The sequence below is a fragment of the Arachnia propionica genome (genome assembly GCF_003859805.1).
Classification (GTDB): domain Bacteria; phylum Actinomycetota; class Actinomycetes; order Propionibacteriales; family Propionibacteriaceae; genus Arachnia; species Arachnia propionica_C.
Genome location: NZ_RQZG01000020.1, coordinates 1 through 23,092, shown reverse-complemented (window position 1 = coordinate 23,092; position 23,092 = coordinate 1). Strand labels below are relative to the sequence as shown.

Here is a 23,092-nt window from a genome sequence, read left to right as displayed (position 1 = left end):
TTTCCGTCAGGAGCGCTCGCGCTCGACCATCTCGAAGGTCTCGACGACATCCCCGATCTTGATGTCGCCGTATCCGCCCAGCGTCATACCGCACTCGAAGCCCTCACGGACCTCGGTGACGTCGTCCTTCTCACGCCGGAGCGAGGCGATGGAGGTCTCCGCCACGACGATGCCGTCGCGCAGCAGCCTGGCCTTCTGGTTCCTCTTGATGGCACCACTGAGGACCATGCAGCCCGCGATGTTGCCGAACTTGGAGGAGCGGAAGATCTCCCGGATCTCGGCCTGACCACGGATCTCCTCGGCGAAGATCGGCTTGAGCATGCCCTTGAGGGCTGCCTCGATCTCGTCGATGGCGGCGTAGATGACCGAGTGGTAGCGGATGTCCACGTTCTCGCGGTCCGCCAGCTGGGCCGCATGGGCCGTCGCACGGACGTTGAAGCCGATGATGACGGCCTTCGACGCAGCAGCCAACGACACGTTGGTCTCGGTGATCGCACCGACACCGCGGTCGATGACCCTGAGGCTGACCTCGTCGCCGACGTCGATCTGGGACAGCGCGTCCTCCAGGGCCTCGACGGAACCGGCGCCGTCACCCTTGAGGATGAGCAGCAGCTCCTGGGTCTCGCCCTTCTGAAGTTCGTCGAACAGCTGGTCGAGGGTCTTGCGACGGCTCGTCTTGGCCTGCTGGGCCGCCCGCATCCGTGCCTCACGCTTGTCCGCGATCTGACGGGCCTTGCGGTCGTCCTCGACGACCAGGAAGTTGTCACCGGCTCCCGGAACCGCGGTCAGACCGAGCACCTGGACGGGCATCGACGGCGGGGCCTCGGTGACGTTGTCACCCTGGTCGTCGATGAGGGCACGGACCCGGCCATGGGCCGAACCGGCGACGATGGAGTCGCCGATCCGCAGGGTCCCACGATGCACCAGGACCGTGGCCACAGGGCCGCGTCCCTTGTCGAGGTGGGCCTCGATGGCCACGCCCTGGGCGGGCATGTCCGGGTTGGCCCGCAGGTCGAGGGCCGCGTCGGCGGTGAGCACGATGGCCTCCAGGAGGTTGTCCAGGCCCTGTTTCGTGACCGCGGAGACATCGACGAACTGGGTGTCGCCGCCGTACTCCTCGGGCACGACCCCGAACTCGGACAACTGGCCGCGCACCCGGACCGGGTCAGCAGTCGGCTTGTCCACCTTGTTGACCGCCACGACGATCGGCACGTCGGCCGCCTTCGCGTGGTTGAGGGCCTCGATGGTCTGGGGCATCACACCGTCATCGGCTGCCACGACGAGCACCGCGATGTCGGTGGACTTCGCACCACGGGCACGCATCGCGGTGAACGCCTCGTGGCCCGGGGTGTCGATGAAGGTGATGGCGCGCTCCTCGCCGTCGACCTCGGTCTCCACCTGGTAGGCGCCGATGGCCTGGGTGATGCCACCTGCCTCCCCTGCCACCACGTTGGTGTGACGCAGCGCATCCAGCAGCTTCGTCTTGCCGTGGTCGACGTGACCCATGACGGTCACGACCGGCGGCCGGGCCCGGAGGTCGTCCTCATCACCGATGTTCTCGCCGAACTCCAGGTCGAACGACTCCAGCAGCTCGCGGTCCTCGTCCTCCGGCGAGACGACCTCGATGTTGTAGTCGAGTTCCGCCCCCAGCACCTCCAGGGTGTCATCGGCGACCGACTGGGTGGCGGTGACCATCTCACCCAGGTGGAACAACACCTGGACCAGGGAGGCCGGCTCGACACCGATCTTCTCCGCGAGGTCCGTCAGCGAGGCACCGCGGCGCAGCCGAACCGTCTGGCCGTCGCCCTTGCGGACGCGCACACCGCCGATCGACGGTGCCTCCATCTGATCGAACTCCTGCCTGCGCTGCTTCTTCGACTTGCGGCCACGCCTGCCACCGGCACCACCGCGGCCGAACGCACCCTGGGTGGATCCACCACGGCCACGGCCGCCGCCACCGGGACGACCCGCGCCGCCGCCCATCGGGGGACCACCGAAGCCACCGCCACCGCCGGGACGACCGCCGCCCCCACCGCCGGGACGACCGCGCCCCGGTGCCGGACGGTTGGAACCCCGCACGGCAGCCTGCCCGAGGTTCGAGTTCTGGGTCTTCGGCATCATGGCCGGGTTCGGGCGTGGCAGACCACCGGTCCCACCGGGGCGTGGCATCCGCTGCTGCTCACCGGGACGGGGTGCCGTGCCTGCCGCACCGCCCTCAGGTCGACGCTGGGCACCGGGTCGCCCGACCCCCATGCCCTGGGACGCGGAGAAGGGGTTGTTCCCGGGCCGTGGGGTACCGGGACGACGTGCACCTGCTCCGGGAGCCTGGCCCGGACGCGGTCCGGGACGCGCCGCCGGACGGGGTGCGGGGGTCTTCTCCGTCTCCGCGGGACGAGGGGTGGCCTCCTCCTGACGCGGCGCACCCGGGGTCGGTCGCGGTCCCGGGGTCGCCGGGCGGTTGCCACCGGGACGGTTCGCCCCTGGCCGGGGGGCCGGGGTGGGTCGCGAGGTGTCGGCGGTCTGACTCACCGTCGGTGCACCGGGTGTGGCGACCGGCTTGGCGGGAGCGCTGGGGTCCGCGCCGACCCCGGGTTTCGGGGCAGCCGGACGGGGCGACGGCTTGGCAGCCTGCTTCGCAGGGGCTGACGGTTTGGGTGCCTTCGGGGTGGGAACGGGCTTCTGGGCAGCCGTCGGCTTCGCCGGTTCCGGAGTGGGGGCGGACGCGGGCTCCGGGGCGTAGGCCTCACGGATCCTGCGCACGACGGGAGCCTCAAGGGTCGATGACGGGCTGCTGACGAATTCGCCCATCTCCTTGAGCTTCCCGAGAAGTTCCTTGCTGGTGATCCCGATCTCTTTTGCGATCTCGTGGACGCGGGGCTTGGCCACTTGTCTCCTTGTGTCAGGGCCGCCGAACACACGTCCAAGGGCCCACTAGTTGGTTTGCTGGGTCATCTCATGTACTTCATCGAGTGGTCATGAGCGTTAACTCACTTTCTGGGAGCGCAGCAGGGCTGCACATACGACTGGCCCTGCGGAGTTTGACGAGGGCCAGCGGGTATTCTACCGCGCGAAGGGCGTCAAAGGCCAACCGGAGGGGCCTGCTGGAGCATCTGCTCCAAGGCGGTCGACAGCCTCACTCCCCCACCGAAGCAGCGCCGGAAGGCCTGCCGCTTGAGCGCCACCGGGAGACAGCCCCGGTGCAGATAGGCGCCACGCCCCTCCAGGCGTGGCCGCGTGGCGTCAACGAGTTCCTCACCGACACGCACGATGCGCACCAGCGCGGACTGGTCGTCACGTCGTCGACATCCGATGCAGGTGCGTTGAGGTTCCACCCCCTCAGGATCTCACACCTCCTCTGCAGCTCGGGCACAGCTTCCGCACAACAACGCCGTCAAGAGTTGAACCATCAGTCGGAGAGACCGCCTGATGGAAGGAAAGAGGTATGTCGACCATGAAGAAGCTCGTCATGACCGGAGCCGCCGTCCTGGCAACCGCCGGGATCGGACTCGGCGCAGCCCAGCTGGCCAGTGCCGACACCACCACGACACCTGAACCGAGCGTCTCCGGCACCACGGAGTCGAGCGCCCCCGGAAAACCGCAGGTCAAGGGCGGTGACCGACAGGGCCACCCAGGTGGTCACCGGGGCGGTCTCGACACCAAGGCCCTGGCCGAGAAGCTCGGTGTCGAGGAGCAGGCAGTCCAGGAGGCCCTGGAATCCCTGAGACCCACGAAGCAGGACAAGAGCGAGCAGGGCACCCCGCCGCAGCAGGAGGACAGGAGCACCCGCGAGACGGCCCTGGCGAAAGGCCTGGCCGAGAAGCTCGGCCTCGATGAGGCCACCGTCTCCTCGGCACTGTCCGAACTCCGGGCTGCCGCCGACGCCGATCGCGCCGCTCGGGTGAAGCAGACCCTCGACGAGGCCGTCACGGGCGGCACCTTGACCCAGGCTGAGGCCGATGCCGTCGCGAAGGCGGCCGAGGCCGGCCTCGTCGAGGTGCGAGGAGGTGGTCGTCGCTGACCCCTGGGAGACCTCGTGGGGACGCCGGTTCACCCCCTGCCGGCGTCCCCACGACTCACCTCAGGTCGTGACGTCCGGCTGGATGTCGATCCGCCACCCCGTCAACCGCGCCGCGAGCCGGGCGTTCTGGCCTTCCCGACCGATGGCCAGTGACAGCTGGTAGTCCGGCACGATGGCCCGGCAGGTGTTGGCGGTCCGATCGACGACCGTGACCGAGAGCACCTTCGCCGGTGACAGTGCGGCAGCGACGAACTTCGTCGGGTCCTCCGACCAGTCCACGATGTCGATCTTCTCGTCGTTCAACTCATTGGTGACGGCACGGACCCGCTGGCCCATCGGACCGATGCAGGCCCCCTTCGCGGAGACGTCAGGGTTGTGACTGACCACCGCGATCTTCGAACGGTGACCGGCCTCCCGTGCGACCTCCTTGATCTCGACGACCCCCTGGGCGATCTCAGGCACCTCGAGGGCGAACAACTTGCGGACCAGGTTCGGGTGGGTCCGGGAGACCACCACCTGTGGTCCACGGGCCTCGCGACGGACACTGACGACGTAGACCCGGATCCTTCGCCCGTGGGAGTAGTCCTCACCGGGCACCTGCTCGGCCAACGGCATGATCGCCTCGAGTGCTCCCAGGTCGACGCGCACCGCGCGGGAGTCCCGGTCGGCCTGGATGACACCGGTGAGGATGTCTCCCTCCGAGCCTGAGAAGTGTCCGTACTTCTGGTCGTCCTCGGCCTCACGGATCCGCTGGAAGATGACCTGCCTGGCCGTGGAGGCCGCAACCCGACCGAAGTCCTCCGGTGTGCAGTCGTAGTAACCGATGACGTTGTCGTCGTCATCGAACTCCGGGGCGAGCACGGCCACCTTCCCGGACTTGCGCTCCACCTCGACCTTGACGCCCTTGAGCGGATGTTCCGTCTTCTGGTAGGCGTTCAGCAGTGCGTCCTCGAGCGTCTTGACCAGGTAGTCCATCGGGATCTCCTTGTCACGCTCGATGATGCGCAACGCAGCCATGTCGATGTCCATGTCAGACCTCCTCTTCCTCGTTGTCGTCCCCGGGCAGGGCGAATTCCTTCGGCGGATTCATCTCCACCTGGACCACGGCCCTGCGGATGTCGTCCAGGGGGATCTCACGTTCTGCACCGTCGACCCGGAGTCGGACGGCGTCGTCGCTGGCACCGACGATCCGTCCGGTGATCCCCTCATCGGCGAGGGTCAGCTTCACCAGACGTCCATGGTTGCGGCGGTAGTGCTTGGGTTCGGTGAGTGGCTTGCCGACCCCCCGGCTGGAGACCTCCAGGGTGTAGGGAGCAGCACCGACGGCGTCGGTGGCATCCAGGGCGGCCGAGATCTGGGCCGAGGCCGCCGAGATGTCATCGAGCAGGGGACCGCGGCCGATCGGGCCGTCACCGTCGACGGTGATCCTCAGGAGGCGCCGCTTTCCGATGGGCGTGACTTCGAGGCTGTCGAGCTCCAGCCCGGCAGACGCCAGGATGGGCTCGACGAGAGCCACGAGTTCTTTGTCTTGCATGTCGCACTCCGATTCGGTTGTGGGTCAGGTTTTCCGACAATCCTACGTCGCAACGTGGTTAGACTGCGGATCATGCCGCTAGACCGTCGCCAACTGCTCACCGTGCTCGGCATCGCATCCCTCGCCGGATGCGCCCCTGATCCGACGATCCACGGCGACCCGGCGCACGTCGCGCCCGCGGAGCCGACCCAGGGCCCCGCCGTGGTCGAGCTCGCCACCGCCCTGGCGGGACTGCAACGGGCCATCGGTGACGAACCCGACCCGTGGCGTGGCGCCGCGACCGCCCAGGTGGAGGAATGGGGGGAGCGACTACGCCTGCTCGAGCCGTTGGAAGGAGGCGACCCCCATTTCCCAGCCCCCACCGCGGGGACGACCGAGGGCCTGGCAGAGGCACTCACCGCGACGACCACAGCCGCGCTGCGTGCTGCGGAGAGTGCCGAGGGACAGGCGATGCGGTTGCTCCACCTGTCGATCCTGGCCGGGGCGACGGGGCTGGGGAACACCGCGCTCCCCCCGGTGACCGATGGTGCTGCCCCGGCCCGTTTCGTCGACGTCCCGACCTCACAGGTGCTCCCCGTGACCTTGAGCCATGTGCTGGCCCTGCTGCAGGGACTGGAACGTGGCCTCGGACTGCTGGGCCGGGACGACCCGGCCAAGGAGCAGGTCGCCACACGGCGTGGTGAGGTACGTCTGCTGCGGAACCGGATCACCGAGGCCATCGGTTCGAACCGGCCACTCCAGGACGCCCACTACGAGCTACCACCCATCGATGCGACGACGTTCGGCCCCGTCTGGGCCGGGCTGGAACTGGCGGTCCTCGGCGGTCTGCTGGGATTGGCCGCGACACAGGACTCCTGGGTGGACCCAGCCGTCTCCCAGGTGTCGAAGGCGCAGGCCGCCGGGGCCCAGCTGCCGACCTGGCCGGGCTGGGTCAGCGGTCCGACCGGCTGAGCGTGATGCCGCGCTCATGTGCGGCATCCTGGGCCAGTGCGGTGACTCGGGTGCCCCGGGCGAGTCGAACCGTCACGCCCCTCGGGAGTCTTGTCACCGCGGCCTCGGTGAGCACCTGATCGTGGTACTCGACATGCCCAGGGCCCGGAGTCGTCCCGGCCGCCCCGGGCAAGGCCCGACACAGCGCCTCATCGAGTCGGTCGGCCGGAACGAGGCTCACCCCGAAGGAGGCGAGTCCCCCCAGGTTCTCACGCAACATCGTCGCGTACCCGGCAGGCATGTCGGGGAACCAGCTGCGTTTGGCGGCCGAATCAGGGCAGGAGCCGTCGACAGCCGCAACCACCGGTTTGCCCATCATGATGAACTCGGCCATCACGTTGGAGGCGAGGCAGTCCCCGATGCCGTGAGCGACCTTGGCGGCGAGGTTGACGGTCATGGTCGGCAGCAGCAGGGCCTCGTGGGTGCGGACCAGCTCCGGTCCGGCAGCGGTCATGCCGATCGAGGCGATCAGTTCCTGGTCCAGGATGCGGCCGGCGGACGGTGTCTGGATCCAGTCGAGTGGCCAACCAGCACAGGTGAGCCGACGAAGACTCCTGACGGCGTCGTCGAAACCCAGCAGCCCACCGGAGAACAGCACCAGCACATGGGGCCGTGAACCGTGTGCCGTGCTCGGTGTCGAACTCATGGTCGCGGGCCCCCTCGTCGTCGCTGGCTGCCTCCGGCTCAACTGTAACGACGGTCCACCACCTCGGTGGTGGACCACTTTGCGACGAAAACCATGACCACCACGAAAGCCGTTGCCACGGGCTCCCAGCACCATTGCGCAGGGAACGAGGCGGGGCCTATCGTGGCTGGAGGCGGGACATCAGAGCCTTCTCGAGACGGAGTGGTCAATGACCGAGTGGACCGACAAGCAGCGGATCATCCAGGAATTCGTGCCTGGCAAACAGGTCACGCTCGCCCATGTCATCGCGAATCCCGACCAGGGCCTGTACCCGAAGATCGGACTGCCCGCCGGGACCCGAGGAGCGATCGGGGTGCTCACCCTCACCCCCGGGGAGGCAGCCGTCATCGCAGCGGACATCGCCACGAAGGCAGCGGGTGTCGAACTGGCCTTCGTCGACCGTTTCTCCGGCTCCCTCCTCATCACCGGACAGCTGGCCGATGTCGAATCCGCGGTGACCGGGATCGTCGCGACAATGCAGGAGATCCTGTCCTTCACCCCGGCACCGCTGACCCGGACATGAGGAACATCCTGCTGGTCGGCAGCATCGGGGCCGGCAAGACCACGTTCCGACAGCGCCTGCAGGGCCTGCCCATCGAGTACGCGAAGACGCAGGCCATCGAGACCTTCGGCAGCACCGTCGACACCCCGGGTGAGTACCTCGAGGTGGGCCGATACAAGCACGCCCTCATGCTGGCCTCCTACGACGTGGACACCGTGGTCCTGATCCAGGCCGCCGACAACGACGACACCCGCTACCCACCCGGCTTCGCCTCATCGTTCAACCGTGAGGTGCTGGGGGTCGTCACCAAGACAGGACTCGCCTCACCGGCACAGATCGAGCAGGCCGTCGCGCATCTGCAGCGGGCCGGGGCGACACCGATCCTGACCGTGGACTCGATCACGGGGGATGGGTTCGACGAGGTGGCGGAGGCGTTGTGCGCGACCACCTGAGGATGTCAGAAGCACCAGAAGGAAGGAGCAGACCGTGAAGGAGTTCCGGCTGATGACGACGGTGAGGTTGGGCCCGGAGGCCCTCACCGCACTGGACCAGTTCCGGGACGAGCCGGTGTTCCTCGTCACCGACGAGTTCCTCACCGGCACCCCCGTCTTCGCGCGGGTGCTGGAGCACCTGGGGAGCCGGGTCACCGTGTTCACCGGGGTGCTGCCGAACCCCGCCACCAAGGAGATCGGGCTCGGCGTCCGCGAGTACGTCGACACGAGACCCCACGTGGTGGTGGCCTACGGTGGCGGTTCGGTGATGGATGCGGCGAAGGTGATGCACAAGGCGGCCCTCGATGCCGGTTTCGGTGCCCCGGCCGGGATCGTCGCCATCCCCACCACCAGCGGGTCCGGTTCCGAGGTGACCTCCTTCGCCGTGGTCACCGACGAGGAGACCCACGTCAAGGTGCCCATCGTCTCCGACGACATGGTGGCGCGCCTGGCCATCCTCGATCCTCACGCCGTGATCGGGGCCCCGGCCCACATCACCGCCGACTCGGGCATGGACGCCCTGACCCACGCCGTCGAGGCCTACGTCGCCCGTGACGCCTGCGACTTCTCCGATGCCCTGGTGGAGAAGGCCGCGGAGTTGATCTTCGCCCACCTGGCGCGATGCCACAGCCACGGTGACGACCTGGAGGCCCGCACCCACATGCACAATGCCGCCTGCATGGCGGCGATGGCCTTCGACAACGTCGGGCTCGGGATCACCCACTCCCTGGCCCATGCCCTGGGCGGGCACTACCCCATCGCCCATGGCAGGTTGAACGCCATGCTGCTGCCGCACGTCATCGAGTTCAACGCGGAACGTTCCCGTCACGCGTTCGAACGCTACGCCCGGCTGGGGCGTCGCCTGTCACCGTCGTCGACAGGGCGGGCAGCGGTGATGACCCTCATCGCTGGGGTGCGGCGGCTCTCCGAACAGCTCCGGCTGCCCACCAGGCTGGGTGAGGCCGGGGTTGCGACGGCGGACCTGCACCGGGAGATCCCCGCCCTCGCCGCGGCCGCCCTCGCCGACGGCTGCACTCCCCCGAATCCTGTGGCGGTCACGGTGGAGGACCTGTCCGGGCTGCTCCGCGCCGTCGCCTGAAACCGCCACCCCGGAAGTCGTGGGATGGAAGAATCGGGCCATGACCGCTGATCTCGTGCTCAATGACTCGTCCCTGCTGCCCGCCGTCGGGTTCGGCCTGTTCCAGGTGCCACCGGAGATCACCGAGCAGGTGGTGCTCGACGGGGTGGCCGCCGGGTACCGGCTGCTGGACGGGGCCGAGTTCTACACCAACGAGGTGGAGGCCGGGCGGGCGCTGGCGCAGGTGGACCGCAGCGATCTCCGGGTGGCGTCGAAGTTCTGGGGCGAGGAGAGCCAGGACCGCGACGCGGTGCTGCGATCCTTCGACGCCTCGGAACGGGCCCTGGACGGACTGGACATCTATCTCATCCACTGGCCGCGGGCCAGCAGGAACCAGTACGTCGATGTGTGGCGCACCCTCATCGAGCTGCGGGACGGTGGCCGAGTGCGCACCATCGGTGTGAGCAACTTCACCGAGGCCCACCTGCAGCGCCTCATCGATGAGACCGGGGTGGTTCCGGCGATCAACCAGGTGGAGACCCACCCGTGGCTGCCCCAGCACGAGCTGCGGGCCTTCCACGCGAGGCACGGCATCGTCACGCAGGCCTGGAGTCCGCTGGGTCGTGGTCGGCTGTTGGAGGACCCCGTCCTTGGGGCCGTGGCGAGACGTCACGGGGTGTCCACCGCCCAGGTCATCGTGAGATGGCATGTCCAGCTCGGCGGGGCGGTGCTCCCCCGCTCGACGAACCCGGATCGGCTGCGGAGCAACCGGCAGATCGAAGGTTTCGTCCTCGACGACCGGGACATGGCCGAGATCGCGACCCTCGACTGCGGACGCCGCACTGGATCGCATCCTGACGATCGTCAGTGACGACCCGGAGTCGAACAGGGATCACGACGTGGGAGTCACCACACCACTTCGAAGAGGTACCAGCTGTCCCCGATCTCCTTGAACCGGTACCCCTCATTCTGCAAGTGTGAGCGGGTCAACAGCTCCGCGGCGACCTTAGGGTCCGCGATGTGGGCCCAACCCCCGGATACCAGGAAGCCGTCATTCCTGATGTGGAAGGCGGTGCCCCCGTCGCCGAGGGAGACGCAGCGGCTCACGGGGAGCGGACCTGCCCAGCCGGGGCAGGTGCCCTCCGCGACCGCATGTTCCAGGCTCGGACGGGCCAGCTCCCAGCCGAGGTTCCTCACCACGCCGAGCCGGGTCGCCCCGAGGGCGAGGAGAAGGGTCAGCGGCAGGGCAACCAGGCCGGGATGGAAGCGTGCCCGTCGGATGCACTGAATGAGCAACCACAGCCACGCGAGCGCAGCCACGGCGAGGGCGCCCAGCCCGAGCAGGGAGGCCTCGAAGTTCCCGTGGGGATGAAAGCCGGACCACACCACGAGGAGTGAGGCAACCCCCACGGACATCGCACCGACGACGAGGGGAAATCGGTGCGGCCGTGACTTCTTCGGCCCCGAGGTCCTCGTCGCGACGGGTTCAGCGTTCATGACTCCCAAGGTTAGGCCCTGGGGAGGTCATCGCCCGGCGAGTTCCCTCACCGCGCCGACGACCTCCGCGACCGGGAGATCCCGCCGCTCCCCCGTCGCCCGGTTGCGCACCTCGACGACGCCTTCGGCGAGACCACGCCCCACGACGACGGTGATGGGCATGCCCAGCAGTTCGGCATCGGCGAACTTCACGCCGGGGCTGGCCTTTCGGTCGTCGAGGAGGACGTCGAGTCCGGCCTCGGAGAGCTGGCCGGCGAGTTCCTCGGCCGCCCCGAACAGCTCCTCTCCCTTGCCCGTGACCACGAGGTGGACCTGGAACGGCGCCAGGTCAACGGGCCAGGCGAGGCCCTTGTCGTCGCAGGTGGCCTCGGCGACGGCGGCCACCGCACGCGAGACCCCGATCCCGTAGGAGCCCATCGTCACCGTGACGAGCTTGCCGTTGCTGTCCAGCACCTTGAGGTCCAGGGCCTCGGCGTACTTGCGGCCGAGCTGGAAGATGTGGCCCATCTCGATGCCCCTGGCGAGGGTGAGAGGACCGGAACCGTCCGGAGCCGGGTCGCCCTCGCGGACCTCCGCGACGTCGATGGTCCCGTCGGGGGTGAAGTCACGACCGCAGACGAGATGGGCGACGTGCCGGTTCACCTCATCGGCCCCGGTGACCCAGGCGGTCCCGGTGACGACGCGCGGGTCGACGAGGTACCTCACCTTGGAGACCGACTTCTCTCCCAGCACCCGAGGACCGATGTACCCCTTCACCAGGCTCGGGTGCTCATTGAAGTCCTTCTCCTCGAACGGGGCGGCCTCCGCGGGCGCCAGAGCGGCCTCCAGGCGCTTGGGGTCGACCTCACGGTCACCGGGCAGTCCGATGACCAGCGGCCAGCTGGAGCCGTCCGGGTCGGTGACCTTGAGCACCACGTTCTTCAGGGTGTCAGCGGCGTTCCAGGCACGGTCAGGGCGGGGATGTCGCGCGTTGAACACGTCGACCAGACTCGCGATGGTCGGGCTGTCCGGGGTGTCCAGGACGACGGCCTCGGGCTCATCCGAGTGGTCCACCGGTTCGGGGGCGGGGGTCACGACGGCCTCGACGTTGGCCGCGTAACCGCCCGGGGAACGCACGAAGGTGTCCTCACCGGCCGGCAGCACGGCGAGGAACTCCTCGGAGGCCGAACCGCCCATGGCCCCGGATGTGGCCTGGACGATGACGTAGTCGAGACCGAGACGGTCGAAGATGCGGATGTAGGCCTCGCGGTGGGCGTCGTAGCTGGCCTGCAGACCGGCGTCGTCGACGTCGAAGGAGTAGGAGTCCTTCATGATGAACTCGCGGCCGCGGAGGATGCCCGCGCGGGGCCGGGCCTCATCGCGGTACTTGGTCTGGATCTGGTAGAGCGACAGCGGCAGGTCCTTGTAGGAGCTGTACATGTCCTTGACCATGAGGGTGAACATCTCCTCGTGGGTGGGGCCGAGCAGCATGTCGGTGCCCTTGCGATCCTTGAGACGGAACAGGTTGTCGCCGTACTCGGTCCACCGCTGGGTGGCCTCGTAGGGGTCGCGCGGCAGCAGGGCCGGGAACCGCACCTCCTGGGCCCCCATCGCGTCCATCTCCTCGCGGACGACGGCCTCGACCTTCTGCAGCACCTTCAGTCCGAGAGGCAGCCACGAGTACACCCCCGGGGCCACGCGACGGATGTACCCGGCGCGCACGAGCCAGCGGTGGCTGGCAACTTCGGCGTCGGCCGGGTCGTCGCGGAGGGTCCGGACGAACAGCTGGCTGAGACGAGTGATCACTGCGGAGGTCCTTCCTGACGGCTGCACCGCATCCTACTCGCGACAGCCCCTTCACCTACGACGAAGACAGAACCTCCACGCCCGGACGAGGGCAGCGAGCGCCAGAACTGCACCGGACACCAGGAGTCCCGGCCATGCACCCTTCTTCCTCGTGACCTCGGCCGAAGCATCGGGCGACTGCGTAGCTGCTGGCGGCTCTTCTTCTCGCTCCTTGGCCTTCTTTCCCTCGAGTTCAATCGCGAATCTCGCCTCTCTCTCCCAAGCCTGAATCGACGAATCCAAGGATTTCCAGACGGACTGCAACTGTTTCTCAAGCCTCTCGGGCTTCAAGAAGGCCCCGTCACACAGCCTTGCCAGAGCAACCAGATGACGCAATTGACCCCGCGTTAGGGACACATTCACTTTTCCCTCAACAGGCCAGTTTTCGCAAACTTTGGCGACACGGTCAAGCTCGGACTCACGACACCAAATGCCCTTGATCAAACTCACATAGAGGAGCTGCAACACGGCAACAACAATTGCCAGGAAAGCGAAGACCCAATACACCCAGCCCGGACCGCCCCACCCCCACGGCTGATACTGATACTGACCCTTACCGACATCAGCTCGATCGTAGAACAAAACTCCACCACCCATTCCGAGTGCAATAGAGAGCAACACAAAAATACCCGTCGCTTGCGGACCACTTCCAAATCCAAGCAGCCCTATGAAACGCCTCGCACGGTGCGCCACCACATCCGAGAGATCCAAACGCTGGAAGTAGCCCAAAAGCCCAGAAAGAAAGAACATTAACGCGGGATAGAACGCCTTCGCCGAAAGAGCCAGGAGTGCCCCCATCAGGGCGAGAACCATCTGCCCCCACCATGCCCATCGCCCCAGGACCACGAGCCACGATCGAACCTCCCTACCCTCAGCCCCCCGCACTCCGGAAGGCACCACATGCCCCGCAACACTCCTCGAGGAGGATCCAACAGAGAATCCCAGCCACGCCGCCGCAAGAGCCAGCCGTTCACATCGCAACTCCTCGAGCTGAATCCTCCCCCTGGCAACCTCAAGGCCAACCACCAGACGAGAACTCAGCTTGAGAACAAAATAGGCACCAAAGATGGACATAATCGGAAGAATCATGCCAAATGAATATCCTGCTTCAACACCGACGAGGTTCCGCGAGACCCAAGGGAGAGAAAGGGCGAACTCCCCGACACCCACCCACAAGATGAGCACCACAAGGGCAAAGAAAACATCTCGCGAAATCTCAATGATCTCAGCCGCGACCCATCCGGCAATACCGCGCCGAGGCACCAAACCAGCGAAGGCCACCCCGGCAAAAAAAGTCGAGCCGGCAACGAATACCCCGAATACAAAACTTGAACCGCCGACACGCGCATACTTCACATCCACTCCATGAAGCTGCCGCATATGGAATATGAAGAGGACCTCCAACGCGAACATCACGAGGGCCAAGATGGACGCCACCCACATTCCGCGTCCCAGTGTCGCCTCCGGAAAAAAGTCCTCCTTGCTCGATTGCTCGTCTTCATAGACCTCCATGGCAACCCCTTTCTGCGGCCCCGGGGCGGGTCAGTAGTGCACCGTCGCCAAGGAGCCGACCTCCTGGAAGCCCAGTTTTTCATAGACCCGGATGGCGGGGGTGTTGAAGTCGTTGACGTAGAGGCTGACCACGGGGAACTGCTGCTGGACCTGGAGGAGCATCCCGGAGAGCAACGCGGCGGAGTGGCCCTGGCCCCGCAGCGACGGGTCGAGCCAGACACCTTGCAGCTGGGTCTGGTTGCCGAAACGCGGTCCGATGTCGGCCTTGAAGATCACCCTGCCGTTCTCCACCACCCCCCAGGCGTCCCCCAGCTCCAGCCGGCTGCGGACGAAGGAGCCGTAGCCTGGGCCGTACTTGAACGGGGAGACCCCGATCTCGTCGGTGTACATCGCCACCGACGCAGCGAGATAGGACTCGAAGTCACGCATCCCGAGCAGCCTCACGCGAGGATCCGGGGCCACCCGGGGAGGCCCGGTCAGCACCATGAGCGGCTGTCGTCGCCGCACGTTGACCACCCGGGTCCAGGACCCACGGAACCGGGTGGACAACCCCAGGTACACGCCGAGCGCCATGATGCAGTTGCCCAGGATGGACGCGCAGGAACGTTCCTTCCCGACCGCCTCGACGAAGTGGGCGATGGCCTCCGGGTCCGCCCCTGCCGGGAACAGGGTGCCGCCGTCGAGGCAGGCAGCCGTCAGGACACCGTCACGCTCGAAGCCGTGGATCAGCCCCAACGAGCGCCGACTCATCCCGCTCTGCGCGATCTTCGAGGCGAAGAACAGGTTCTCGACGGGGCGTTCGGCCAGGAACTCCTGGAGGTGGCCGACATCCTGTGGGCCGAGCACCCGGACCCGGACCCCCATGTCAGGAAACCGACACCTGGGGATCGCCGACCTCGTCCATCTCAGCGGCGATCCGGTGGGCCTCGGCCAACAGGGTCTCCACGATCTGATCCTCCGGCACCGTCTTGATGACCTCACCCTTGACGAAGATCTGGCCCTTCCCGTTGCCGGAGGCCACCCCGAGGTCCGCCTCACGGGCCTCCCCCGGACCGTTGACCACACAGCCCATCACGGCGACACGGAGCGGCGCGGTCATGCCCTCCAGTCCCTTGGTGACCTGCTCGGCGAGGGTGTAGACGTCCACCTGGGCGCGACCGCACGACGGGCAGGAGACGATGTCCAGCTTGCGGGGCCTGAGGTTGAGCGACTCCAGGATCTTGTTGCCCACCTTGACCTCCTCCGCGGGAGGGGCGGACAGGGAGACCCGGATGGTGTCCCCGATCCCCTGGCTGAGCAGCGCACCGAAGGCCACCGACGACTTGATCGTGCCCTGGAAGGCGGGTCCCGCCTCGGTGACCCCGAGGTGGAGGGGGTACTCGCACTTCTCCGCCAGCAGTTCGTAGGCCTGGACCATGACGACGGGGTCGTTGTGCTTCACGGAGATCTTGAAGTCGTGGAAACCGACCTCCTCGAACAGCGAGGCCTCCCACAACGCCGACTCGACGAGCGCCTCCGGGGTGGGTGACCCGTACTTGGCCAGCAACCGCTTGTCGAGTGAGCCCGCATTGACCCCGATGCGCAGACTCACCCCGGCCTCCGAGGCCGCCTTGGCGATCTCGGCCACCTTGTCGTCGAACTGCTTGATGTTCCCGGGGTTGACCCTGACCGCCGCGCATCCCGCGTCGATGGCGGCGAAGACGTACTTGGGCTGGAAGTGGATGTCCGCGATGACCGGGATCTTCGCCTTCATGGCGATGATCGGGAGGGCCTCGGCGTCATCGGCCGACGGCACCGCCACCCTCACGATGTCGCAGCCGGTCGCGGTGAGCTCCGCGATCTGCTGGAGGGTGCCGTTGATGTCGGTGGTCTTGGTGGTGGTCATCGACTGGACCGAGATGGGGGCGTCGCCGCCCACCCAGGTGGTGCCCACCTTGATCTTGCGGGTCTTGCGGCGGGGCGCCAGGACCTTGGCGACGGGGGCAGGCATGCCGAGGCTCACACTCATGGGCCCCAGACTACTGTCCTTGGGACGGTGCGGTTGAATGGCGATCATGAAGGTTCTCATCCTTGGTGGCACCCGGGAGGGGCGGGAGCTGGCGGCGCTGCTGCACCGGGCCGGTCACGACGTCACCACCTCCTTGGCGGGAAGGGTCACCCGACCCGCTGAGATCGCCGGTGCGGTGCGGATCGGTGGGTTCGGCGGCATCCCGGGATTGACCGCCCACCTGACGACCGAGGGCGTCGACCTGGTGGTGGATGCCACCCATCCCTTCGCGGAGCGGATCAGCGCGAACGCCGTCGCGGCGAGCCAGGCCGCCGGGGTGCCCCTGCTGCGCATCGAACGTCCCAGCTGGAGCGAGCACCGGCTGGCGAACCGTTGGCTGTGGGTGGCCGATCACGACGAGGCCGCGCGGGCAGCCGCCGGACATGACCGGGTGCTGCTGACGGTGGGGCGCCAGTCCCTCGACCACTACCGGGCCCTTCCCCGGGTCCTGGCCCGGATGGTGGAGCTCCCATCGACCCCCCTGCCCCCCAGCTGGGAGGTGCACCTGGGGCGTGGCCCCTTCGACATCGACTCCGAGCGAACCCTGTTGCGTGAGGCCGGGGTCACGGCGTTGGTGACGAAGGACTCCGGCGGTCGTCTGACCGAGCCGAAGCTCTGGGCCGCCGCCGAGCTGGACGTGACGGTGATCGTCGTGCGACGTTGCCCCACCCCCGAGGGCTTCCCCACGGTCGCCACGGCCCGGGAGGCCGTCACCTTCCTGAACGGCTGAGCCCCACCTGCTGTCCGGCCCCACGGCGCCGTACCTGTGCGACGCGTTGCCGTTGGGAGTGCTCCCAACCAGAACACGCCGCACAGGTGCAGCGCTTCACACGTCAGCTGTTACGATCACCGGCGGTACCCGTGGGACTTCTGGGTGACTCCCGAAATTTCCCTATGCAGGAACCACTTCCACATCACCCTGCTCCTCCCCGGGTACCCCACACAGCAAGGAGGATGGATGCGCACCGCCGACGAGGTGGCACGTGATGACCTGCTGACCTTTCTCAACGCCGCCTTCGTCTCCACCGGACAGGCGGAGTTCTCCTCCACCGCCGATGAGCAACGTCTCGGTCTGGGCTTCCTGCACGAGTACGTGCGTGGCAACTACCGTCGGCTCTACGCCCGCCTGTTGGCGCTCGGCGTCAACGACCACAACCTGGCCGAGATCATCCACGGGTTGCTGTCCACCGGAGGCGAGACCCCACCCGACTTCCAGCAGGAGGAGAACGCCCTGATCCGGGCGGGGGTACGACGGCTGCCACCGCAACGGTTCTGGAAGCTCACCGCGAGGCTGCGCCGCGACGGCGTCAACAACCGCCGCACCCGGGCCGTGATCCGCGACTGGCTGGCCCGACACCCCGACCCGGTGTTCCAGGCCGTCAAGTACCGCCGCAAGGTGGCCGGGGCGCTCCGCCACATCCACCTCCACCCCACAGGCGAGATGCCCGACTTCCTGTTCGGCGACCACCGGCGTCCCTTCGCCACCGAACTGTTCGAGACCTACCGGGGGGCTCGCCACAGCCAGCAGGCCGTGACCCGGCTGCCGTACTCCGTCGCACGTGGCCTGGCGGCCAAGCACGGCATGGACCCCGACAAGCTGGTGGAACGGATGAAGGACCGCCTCACCGAGAAGGAACGCCTGCGGGCCGCCGGGCACAACAGCAGCGTCGAGCTCCGGCCCGAACGGTTGTCCCTGACCGAGCTCACCTCGTGGCTGCTCAGCCGCGAGGAGTTCGGGGAACAGGAACAGCAGTGGCTGGAGCGTTCCGCCAGGGCCGTGCTGGAGCGTTCCGGCCCCCTCGCCCTGAGCGGGCGGGTCGCAGCCGTGCTGGACAACTCCTTCTCCGCCACCTCGTCCAGACAGCGACGGGGCCGTCCGCTCGCCGTCGCCTTCGCCGCCGATCAGCTGCTCCGGCTCGGGCACTCCGACTACCGGGGGTTCTGGACCTCGCCGCAGGAGGGGCTGCCCCGGCCGCGTGGGCAGTCAAACCTCTCGGAGCGGCTGCTGGATGCACTGGAATGGGGTGCGACGACGGTGCTGGTGATCTCCGACGGCATCGAGAACGACCCCGCCGGAGCGTTCCAACACATCACCAAGCGGTTGCCCTCCGGCGTCCAGGTGCTGCACCTCAATCCCGTCTTCGACCCCGAGGAACTGGAGGTGGCCAATCTCACCGCACATTCCCGCGCCATCGGCCTGCACCGTGCGGAGGACCTGCCCACCGCGCTCGGTTTCGCCCGGTACGTGATCGGGGAGGGTTCCCTGATCGAGCTGGAGACCTACCTGGCCAAGCGGGTCCACCACTTCATCCGAGGAGGGTCGGATGCCTGAGTTCGGTGCACCCCTGGAGCTGACCGGGTTGACCCCAGCCCCGTCGCAGGTGTGCGGGGTGTTTCGTCTGATCCCGTTGCTCCGGGACCACGACTGCGACGACCTCCGTCTGGTGGATGCCGGCTGGGAGCCGGGCACTCGGCTCGTGCCCGACAAGGATGCCGTGTACGTCGGCTTCGTTCCCCACGCCTTCCACCTGGAGTGGGGGGTGACCCTCGGCACCCAGCTGAAGGGCCGTAGGGACCATGGCCGTGAGGGTGTCCTCGTCCACCGGCAGCGCAAACGGCTCGATTCGAACCGGTTGCGGTTCCTGCCGCAGCAGATGGCCATCGAGGCCCTGCTCACCATGCACTTCAACCCACCGGCGATCGCCTGGCCGGAGTTGTCGGAGAGCTTCATGCGGAACGGTCTGGGATGCCGGGCGGAGAGCTTCATCGACGGCCATGACGTCCCCGGCCTCGACACCGCACTTCGGACCTTCGAGATCCATGATCGCCAGGTGGGGATGCTGGTCCTCGTCTCCGACGCCCTCGCCGCAGCCTTCGTCGTGCCCTCACCACGTGACTACCGGGCGCTGCACCACACCCTGCTGAGCAGCCTCTACGGTGATCTCGTGCTCGCCTACGCGTGCAACCAGCCCACGCGGTGGATCATCGACCCCACTCCACACTTCCAGGACGCGACCACCGTCGCCGAGCTGCGGCGTGGCCTGGAAAGCCTGCGGCGCGACTGGGCGGCAGCCACCACCGACGTGCTGCTCGGCGACTGGCGGGACCGGGAACTTCGCACCGAGACCGTCTACTCGCTGCCCGGGATGCGGCTGGAGCGGTTCATCACCTCGCTGGAACTGTTGCAGGCGAACCACATCGGGGAGCGGATCGTGCGCGACGACGGCGAGCTGCTGCACCTCAACACCCTGCGCCTGTCCGCCGCGCAGACCCGACGCGCCCACCTGCTGTCGGTGCTGGGCGAGCACCAGTGGCACCTGGACTCCGCCGCCCAGGCCCTCGGCATCGACGTGCCCTCCCTCGTCGCCAGGATGGATGCGCAGGGCTTCGGCCACCTCATCAACCACAACTTCCGGGAGCAGGCCGCGAAGGCCCGCCGCCCGGGTGGACGGTGACCTCGGTGGCCTTGATCACCGCCACCACCCGTCCACCCGGTGCCAGGCCCAGTTCAGCCGCGGCTGCAGCCGTGACATCGGCGGTGAATCGTTGCCCCGCCAGTTCCAGGGTCACGCGTTGCCCGAGGTGACGGTCCTCCACCGCCACGACCTCGGCCGTCAGCTGGTTGCGCGGGCTGCCGTGCGGGGCATGGGGGAACAGCGCCACCGCGGCGGGGGCGAACACCGCCCGTGCCGGACCCATCCCCACGTCCCCGCTCCCGACGACGGCGACTCCCTCCGTCAACCACACCCGGTTGCCATCACCTCGGCCGTGCAGCAGGTTCACCCCGACAAAATCCGCCAGGAACGGGGTCGATGGTGCCTGGATGAGCTCATCCACCACACCGTCGGCCACCACCCTGCCCCGTGACAGCTCCACCACCTGGTCCGCCAGTGCCACCACATCCATCAGATCGTGGGTGACCAGCACCGTCGCCTGTCCGGCGAGACGTTCCCGGAGCAGACGTCGCAGCTCGGGGGCCACTCTGGCATCCAGGGCGGCGAATGGTTCATCCAGCAGGACGATGTCAGGATCGACGGCCAGCGCCCGGGCCAGGGCCACCCGTTGGGCCTGCCCGCCGGAGAGCTGGTCGGCCCTGCAGCCGACCAGGTCCTCGCACTGCACGGCCGCCAGCTCCGTCAGGGCACGCCGTCGCGCCTGCTTCACCGATGCGCCTCGGGACCGTGGACCGAAGGCGACGTTGCCCAACACGTCGAGGTGCGGGAACAGCAGGGAGTGTTGCTCGACGTAGGAGATGCGACGGCGGTGCGGCGGCAGGTGCCGGTGCGGACCGGAGATCTCCTCACCCCGTAGCCACACCGCCCCCGCGGTGGGCCGCAGCACCCCGGCGATGAGGTCCAGAAGCGTCGACTTCCCCGCCCCGTTGGGGCCGATCACGGCCACCCGTTGCCCCTCAGACAGGTTGAGCTCCAACCGGATGTCGCGCTGCCGGAGCTCAGCAGCCACCCGCAGCAGATCAGTCATGGTTCCCCCAGGTACGCAACCTCGTCGAGAGCAGCACGATGAGCACCGCGACGGCGATCAGCACCAGGGACAGGGCCAGCGCGATCTCGGGGTCGGACTCCCGCAGCAGGTAGATCTCCAACGGCAACGTGCGGCTGACGCCCTGCAGTGATCCGGCGAAGGTGAGGGTGGCCCCGAACTCGCCGAGTGCACGGGCGAACGACAACGCAACCCCTGAGGCCAGGGCGGGGGACAGGAGGGGAAGGGTGATCCGCCAGAACACCCGGTTGGGTGTGGCCCCCAGGTTGGCTGCCACCCGTTCGTGGCGTCCTGAGGTGGAGCGCAACGCTCCCTCCAGGGAGATCACGAGGAAGGGCAGGGAGACGAAGGTCTGTGCGATGACGACGGCGAGGGTGGTGAACCCGATCTCGACCCCCAGCAACGCCAGGGACGTCCCGATCAGACCGCGTCGCCCGAAGGTGACCAGCAGGGCCAGACCGGCGACGACCGGTGGCAGCACCATCGGAACCGTCACCAGGGTGCGCACCACCGAGGTCCACCAGGCCCGACTGCGGGCCAGCACCAGGGCGATCGGGGTGCCGATGACGACGACCAGCACCGTGGCCAGTGAGCAGGTGACCAGGCTCAACCTGAGCGCATCCCGAGCTCCCGGTGTGGTGAGCAGCTCGGGCAGGCGGGTCCAGGAGATCCGGGTGAGCATCCCCAACAGTGGGCTGACCAGCAGCAGCACCCCGATGCCGAAGGGCAGCCACGCCCACCGTGGGAACCGGTTCACCGGGCGGGACCGAATCCGTGTTCGGCCAGCACAGCAGTACCTTCCTGGGTGATCCGCGCGATGAAGGCGTCCGCACCGGATGCGTTCCTGGTCCCTTTGACCCTCGCGATCCAGTAGGTGTTGGGATCCGCAGCCGCCCCGGGGATCTCGAAGGTTGCCACCGCGGCCCCGGCGGTGACCGCATCGGTGGCGTAGACCAGCCCTGCATCGGCCTCCCCCGAGGAGACCTTGCCGAGCACATCGGTGACCTTGGACTCCTCCGAGACCGGATGGAGGGTGATCCCGGCCTTCTCCGCCAGCTTCACCGTCGCGGCACCACACGGCACCTCGGGGGCACAGGTCACGAGCTTGCGCCCCTCCAGTGAGGTGTCGAGCCCGGTGATCCCACCAGGGTTGTTGGCCGGGGTGATGAGAACCAGATGGTTGGTGGCGAACATGACGGGCTCGCCGTCGATCAGTCCGGCTCCGACCGCCTTGTCCATGGTCCTCCGGTCGGCCGAGGCGAACACGTCCGCCGGGGCCCCGGCGGAGATCTGGTCCACCAGCGAGGAGGAGCCGTCGAAGGAGTAGGTGGCCGGGGCGATCTCGGGGAACACCTTGTTCAAGGAGGCGGCCGCGAACACGACGACCTCGGTGGTGTCCGTCTTCGAGGCGCTGGAGACCACCGACGAGTCCTGGGAACTGCAGGCACAGGCCAGCAACGACGCCACCAGCACGGCGAGACCCCTCATCTGCGTCCGCCCTCGATGGTGACGTTGGTGGCCTTGATGACCGCCGTGGCGATGCACCCGGGCTCGAGCCCGAGTTCACCCACCGCTTCGGTGGAGATCAGGGAGACGATCCGGTAGCGGCCGCACTGCAGCTCCACCTGGCTCATCACCTGGTCCGAGGTGACCTTGGTGACCAGGCCGGTGAGGTGATTGCGTGCCGAGCGGTGCCCGAGGCCCTGATCCATGGCGTCCAGGGAGTCATCGGCCAGCTCCATCGCCAGCTGGGCCAGTTGGGCACCGTCGATCACCTGTCGTCCGGACTTGTCGCGCTCAACACCGAGACGCCCCGCATCGATCCACCGGCGCACGGTGTCATCGCTGACCCCGAGCAGCACAGCAGCGGCGGAGACACGAATTTTCTCCATGAATTTGAGCTTATCAGCGCACGTGCTGACGTGGACCTGAGATCACGACCTCACGCCACAGCTGCGTCGTCCATCTGGAGGACCACTTTGACCATGTCCGACTTCCTTCGGCCACGTTCGTCGCCAGTCCCCGCTTGTACTCTGCTGTCCAGTCCGTGAAAACGAGGATGTCCGTGATGCGCCTGAACGGTTCGTCGTTCTGCTGTGATCTGCCCGATGGGTGGTCGGTGGCCGGGGAGCGCTCCAAGCCACCAAACACGTCAGATGTTCCCGAACCGACGCTGGACGTGTGGGCCCCGGGGACTTCGGAACGAAGATCCGCACTGGCTTCTTCGAGACGATCCTCGGCCCCAAACCGGGCCAGTACGGCCGACCCCATGTCTTCTCCTCAGAGGTCAAGACTTTCTTCAAGGGGAAGCTCGGTGCCGGCATCCAGAGCACGGTCACCACCAAGATCGGCACCTCCGGCTGGGGCCGAGCAGCCGGACGAGGCCTGTTCGCCGCCGGGATCGTGCTCACCTT

The 23,092-nt window shown here is 67.6% G+C and carries 24 protein-coding genes; 10 read left to right on the top strand and 14 right to left on the bottom strand.

Going from position 1 to position 23,092, the window contains the following annotated elements; translation table 11 throughout:
• Positions 1-6: 6 nt before the first annotated feature.
• Complete coding sequence (gene infB, locus EII34_RS14125; protein ID WP_124845819.1) at positions 7-2,886, bottom strand: translation initiation factor IF-2; 2,880 nt, start codon at positions 2,884-2,886, stop codon at positions 7-9.
• 191 nt (positions 2,887-3,077) lie between these two features.
• Positions 3,078-3,332: a YlxR family protein gene (locus EII34_RS14120; RefSeq protein WP_124845818.1), complete on the bottom strand. Its 255-nt coding sequence runs from the start codon at positions 3,330-3,332 to the stop codon at positions 3,078-3,080.
• Between the two features lie 110 nt (positions 3,333-3,442).
• Here EII34_RS14120 and EII34_RS14115 point away from each other — a divergent pair, with 110 nt between their 5' ends.
• The gene (locus EII34_RS14115; protein ID WP_124845817.1) at positions 3,443-4,018 is read left to right on the top strand and encodes a hypothetical protein; all 576 of its coding nucleotides are present in this window, start codon (positions 3,443-3,445) and stop codon (positions 4,016-4,018) included.
• A gap of 60 nt (positions 4,019-4,078) precedes the next feature.
• Here EII34_RS14115 and nusA read toward each other — a convergent pair whose 3' ends face one another.
• Positions 4,079-5,047, bottom strand: a complete 969-nt coding sequence (nusA, locus tag EII34_RS14110; protein ID WP_124845816.1) for a transcription termination factor NusA — start codon at positions 5,045-5,047, stop codon at positions 4,079-4,081.
• Position 5,048: 1 nt separating this feature from the next.
• Positions 5,049-5,552, bottom strand: coding sequence for a ribosome maturation factor RimP (gene rimP, locus EII34_RS14105; RefSeq protein ID WP_124845815.1), 504 nt, complete (start codon positions 5,550-5,552; stop codon positions 5,049-5,051).
• 72 nt (positions 5,553-5,624) lie between these two features.
• Between rimP and EII34_RS14100 the strand changes: the two genes are divergently transcribed.
• Positions 5,625-6,503, top strand: a complete 879-nt coding sequence (locus EII34_RS14100; RefSeq protein WP_124845814.1) for a hypothetical protein — start codon at positions 5,625-5,627, stop codon at positions 6,501-6,503.
• Here EII34_RS14100 and EII34_RS14095 read toward each other — a convergent pair.
• Positions 6,484-7,188: a flavoprotein gene (locus EII34_RS14095; RefSeq protein ID WP_185711358.1), complete on the bottom strand. Its 705-nt coding sequence runs from the start codon at positions 7,186-7,188 to the stop codon at positions 6,484-6,486. The two genes, EII34_RS14100 and EII34_RS14095, sit on opposite strands and share 20 nt — an antisense overlap.
• A 208-nt stretch (positions 7,189-7,396) precedes the next feature.
• Between EII34_RS14095 and EII34_RS14090 the strand changes: the two genes are divergently transcribed.
• The 4 genes from EII34_RS14090 to EII34_RS14075 are packed head-to-tail and all read left to right on the top strand — an operon-like array spanning position 7,397 to position 10,169.
• A complete protein-coding gene (locus EII34_RS14090) occupies positions 7,397-7,750 on the top strand; it encodes a BMC domain-containing protein (RefSeq protein WP_124845812.1) in 354 nt (117 codons plus the stop codon).
• On the top strand, positions 7,747-8,181 hold the full coding sequence (locus EII34_RS14085) for a EutP/PduV family microcompartment system protein (RefSeq protein ID WP_124845811.1): 435 nt from the start codon (positions 7,747-7,749) through the stop codon (positions 8,179-8,181). The genes EII34_RS14090 and EII34_RS14085 overlap by 4 nt, the downstream gene beginning before the upstream one ends.
• Positions 8,182-8,215: 34 nt before the next feature.
• Positions 8,216-9,319 carry a 1-propanol dehydrogenase PduQ gene (locus EII34_RS14080; protein ID WP_260425173.1) on the top strand — a complete coding sequence of 368 codons (1,104 nt, stop codon included), beginning with the start codon at positions 8,216-8,218 and terminating at the stop codon, positions 9,317-9,319.
• 40 nt (positions 9,320-9,359) lie between these two features.
• Positions 9,360-10,169, top strand: coding sequence for an aldo/keto reductase (locus EII34_RS14075; RefSeq protein ID WP_124845809.1), 810 nt, complete (start codon positions 9,360-9,362; stop codon positions 10,167-10,169).
• 35 nt (positions 10,170-10,204) lie between these two features.
• Here EII34_RS14075 and EII34_RS14070 read toward each other — a convergent pair whose 3' ends face one another.
• Genes EII34_RS14070 through ispG form a run of 5 tightly spaced genes read right to left on the bottom strand, consistent with a single transcriptional unit; the run spans position 10,205 to position 16,139 of the window.
• Positions 10,205-10,795: a hypothetical protein gene (locus EII34_RS14070; RefSeq protein ID WP_124845808.1), complete on the bottom strand. Its 591-nt coding sequence runs from the start codon at positions 10,793-10,795 to the stop codon at positions 10,205-10,207.
• Between the two features lie 27 nt (positions 10,796-10,822).
• Positions 10,823-12,580 carry a proline--tRNA ligase gene (locus tag EII34_RS14065; RefSeq protein ID WP_124845807.1) on the bottom strand — a complete coding sequence of 586 codons (1,758 nt, stop codon included), beginning with the start codon at positions 12,578-12,580 and terminating at the stop codon, positions 10,823-10,825.
• Positions 12,581-12,631: 51 nt separating this feature from the next.
• A complete protein-coding gene (locus EII34_RS14060; RefSeq protein ID WP_124845806.1) occupies positions 12,632-14,131 on the bottom strand; it encodes a hypothetical protein in 1,500 nt (499 codons plus the stop codon).
• Between the two features lie 30 nt (positions 14,132-14,161).
• Entirely contained in the window at positions 14,162-14,995 is an 834-nt protein-coding gene (locus tag EII34_RS14055) for a GNAT family N-acetyltransferase (RefSeq protein WP_124845805.1), read from the bottom strand.
• A gap of 1 nt (position 14,996) precedes the next feature.
• Entirely contained in the window at positions 14,997-16,139 is a 1,143-nt protein-coding gene (gene ispG, locus EII34_RS14050; RefSeq protein ID WP_185711357.1) for a flavodoxin-dependent (E)-4-hydroxy-3-methylbut-2-enyl-diphosphate synthase, read from the bottom strand.
• 46 nt (positions 16,140-16,185) lie between these two features.
• Here ispG and EII34_RS14045 point away from each other — a divergent pair, with 46 nt between their 5' ends.
• The 3 genes from EII34_RS14045 (at position 16,186) to EII34_RS14035 (ending at position 19,633) form a co-directional block, all read left to right on the top strand.
• Positions 16,186-16,908, top strand: a complete 723-nt coding sequence (locus EII34_RS14045) for a cobalt-precorrin-6A reductase (protein ID WP_124845803.1) — start codon at positions 16,186-16,188, stop codon at positions 16,906-16,908.
• A 228-nt stretch (positions 16,909-17,136) separates the two neighbouring features.
• Positions 17,137-18,510, top strand: coding sequence for a hypothetical protein (locus tag EII34_RS14040; RefSeq protein ID WP_124845802.1), 1,374 nt, complete (start codon positions 17,137-17,139; stop codon positions 18,508-18,510).
• Positions 18,503-19,633, top strand: a complete 1,131-nt coding sequence (locus EII34_RS14035; protein WP_124845801.1) for an ARPP-2 domain-containing protein — start codon at positions 18,503-18,505, stop codon at positions 19,631-19,633. The genes EII34_RS14040 and EII34_RS14035 overlap by 8 nt, the downstream gene beginning before the upstream one ends.
• Here the strand turns inward: EII34_RS14035 and EII34_RS14030 are convergent.
• Genes EII34_RS14030 through EII34_RS14015 form a run of 4 tightly spaced genes read right to left on the bottom strand, consistent with a single transcriptional unit; the run spans position 19,578 to position 22,570 of the window.
• Positions 19,578-20,660 carry a sulfate/molybdate ABC transporter ATP-binding protein gene (locus EII34_RS14030; RefSeq protein ID WP_124845800.1) on the bottom strand — a complete coding sequence of 361 codons (1,083 nt, stop codon included), beginning with the start codon at positions 20,658-20,660 and terminating at the stop codon, positions 19,578-19,580. The genes EII34_RS14035 and EII34_RS14030 overlap by 56 nt on opposite strands.
• Positions 20,653-21,435 (bottom strand): ABC transporter permease, encoded by a 783-nt coding sequence (locus EII34_RS14025; RefSeq protein WP_260425172.1) that lies wholly within the window; start codon positions 21,433-21,435, stop codon positions 20,653-20,655. Before EII34_RS14025 ends, EII34_RS14030 begins: the two co-directional genes overlap by 8 nt.
• A complete protein-coding gene (modA, locus tag EII34_RS14020; protein ID WP_124845799.1) occupies positions 21,432-22,166 on the bottom strand; it encodes a molybdate ABC transporter substrate-binding protein in 735 nt (244 codons plus the stop codon). The genes EII34_RS14025 and modA overlap by 4 nt, the downstream gene beginning before the upstream one ends.
• On the bottom strand, positions 22,163-22,570 hold the full coding sequence (locus EII34_RS14015) for a TOBE domain-containing protein (protein ID WP_124845798.1): 408 nt from the start codon (positions 22,568-22,570) through the stop codon (positions 22,163-22,165). Before EII34_RS14015 ends, modA begins: the two co-directional genes overlap by 4 nt.
• A 289-nt stretch (positions 22,571-22,859) precedes the next feature.
• Here EII34_RS14015 and EII34_RS14010 point away from each other — a divergent pair.
• Positions 22,860-23,092 (top strand): hypothetical protein (locus tag EII34_RS14010; RefSeq protein WP_148092635.1); only part of this gene is annotated, 233 nt, incomplete at its 3' end.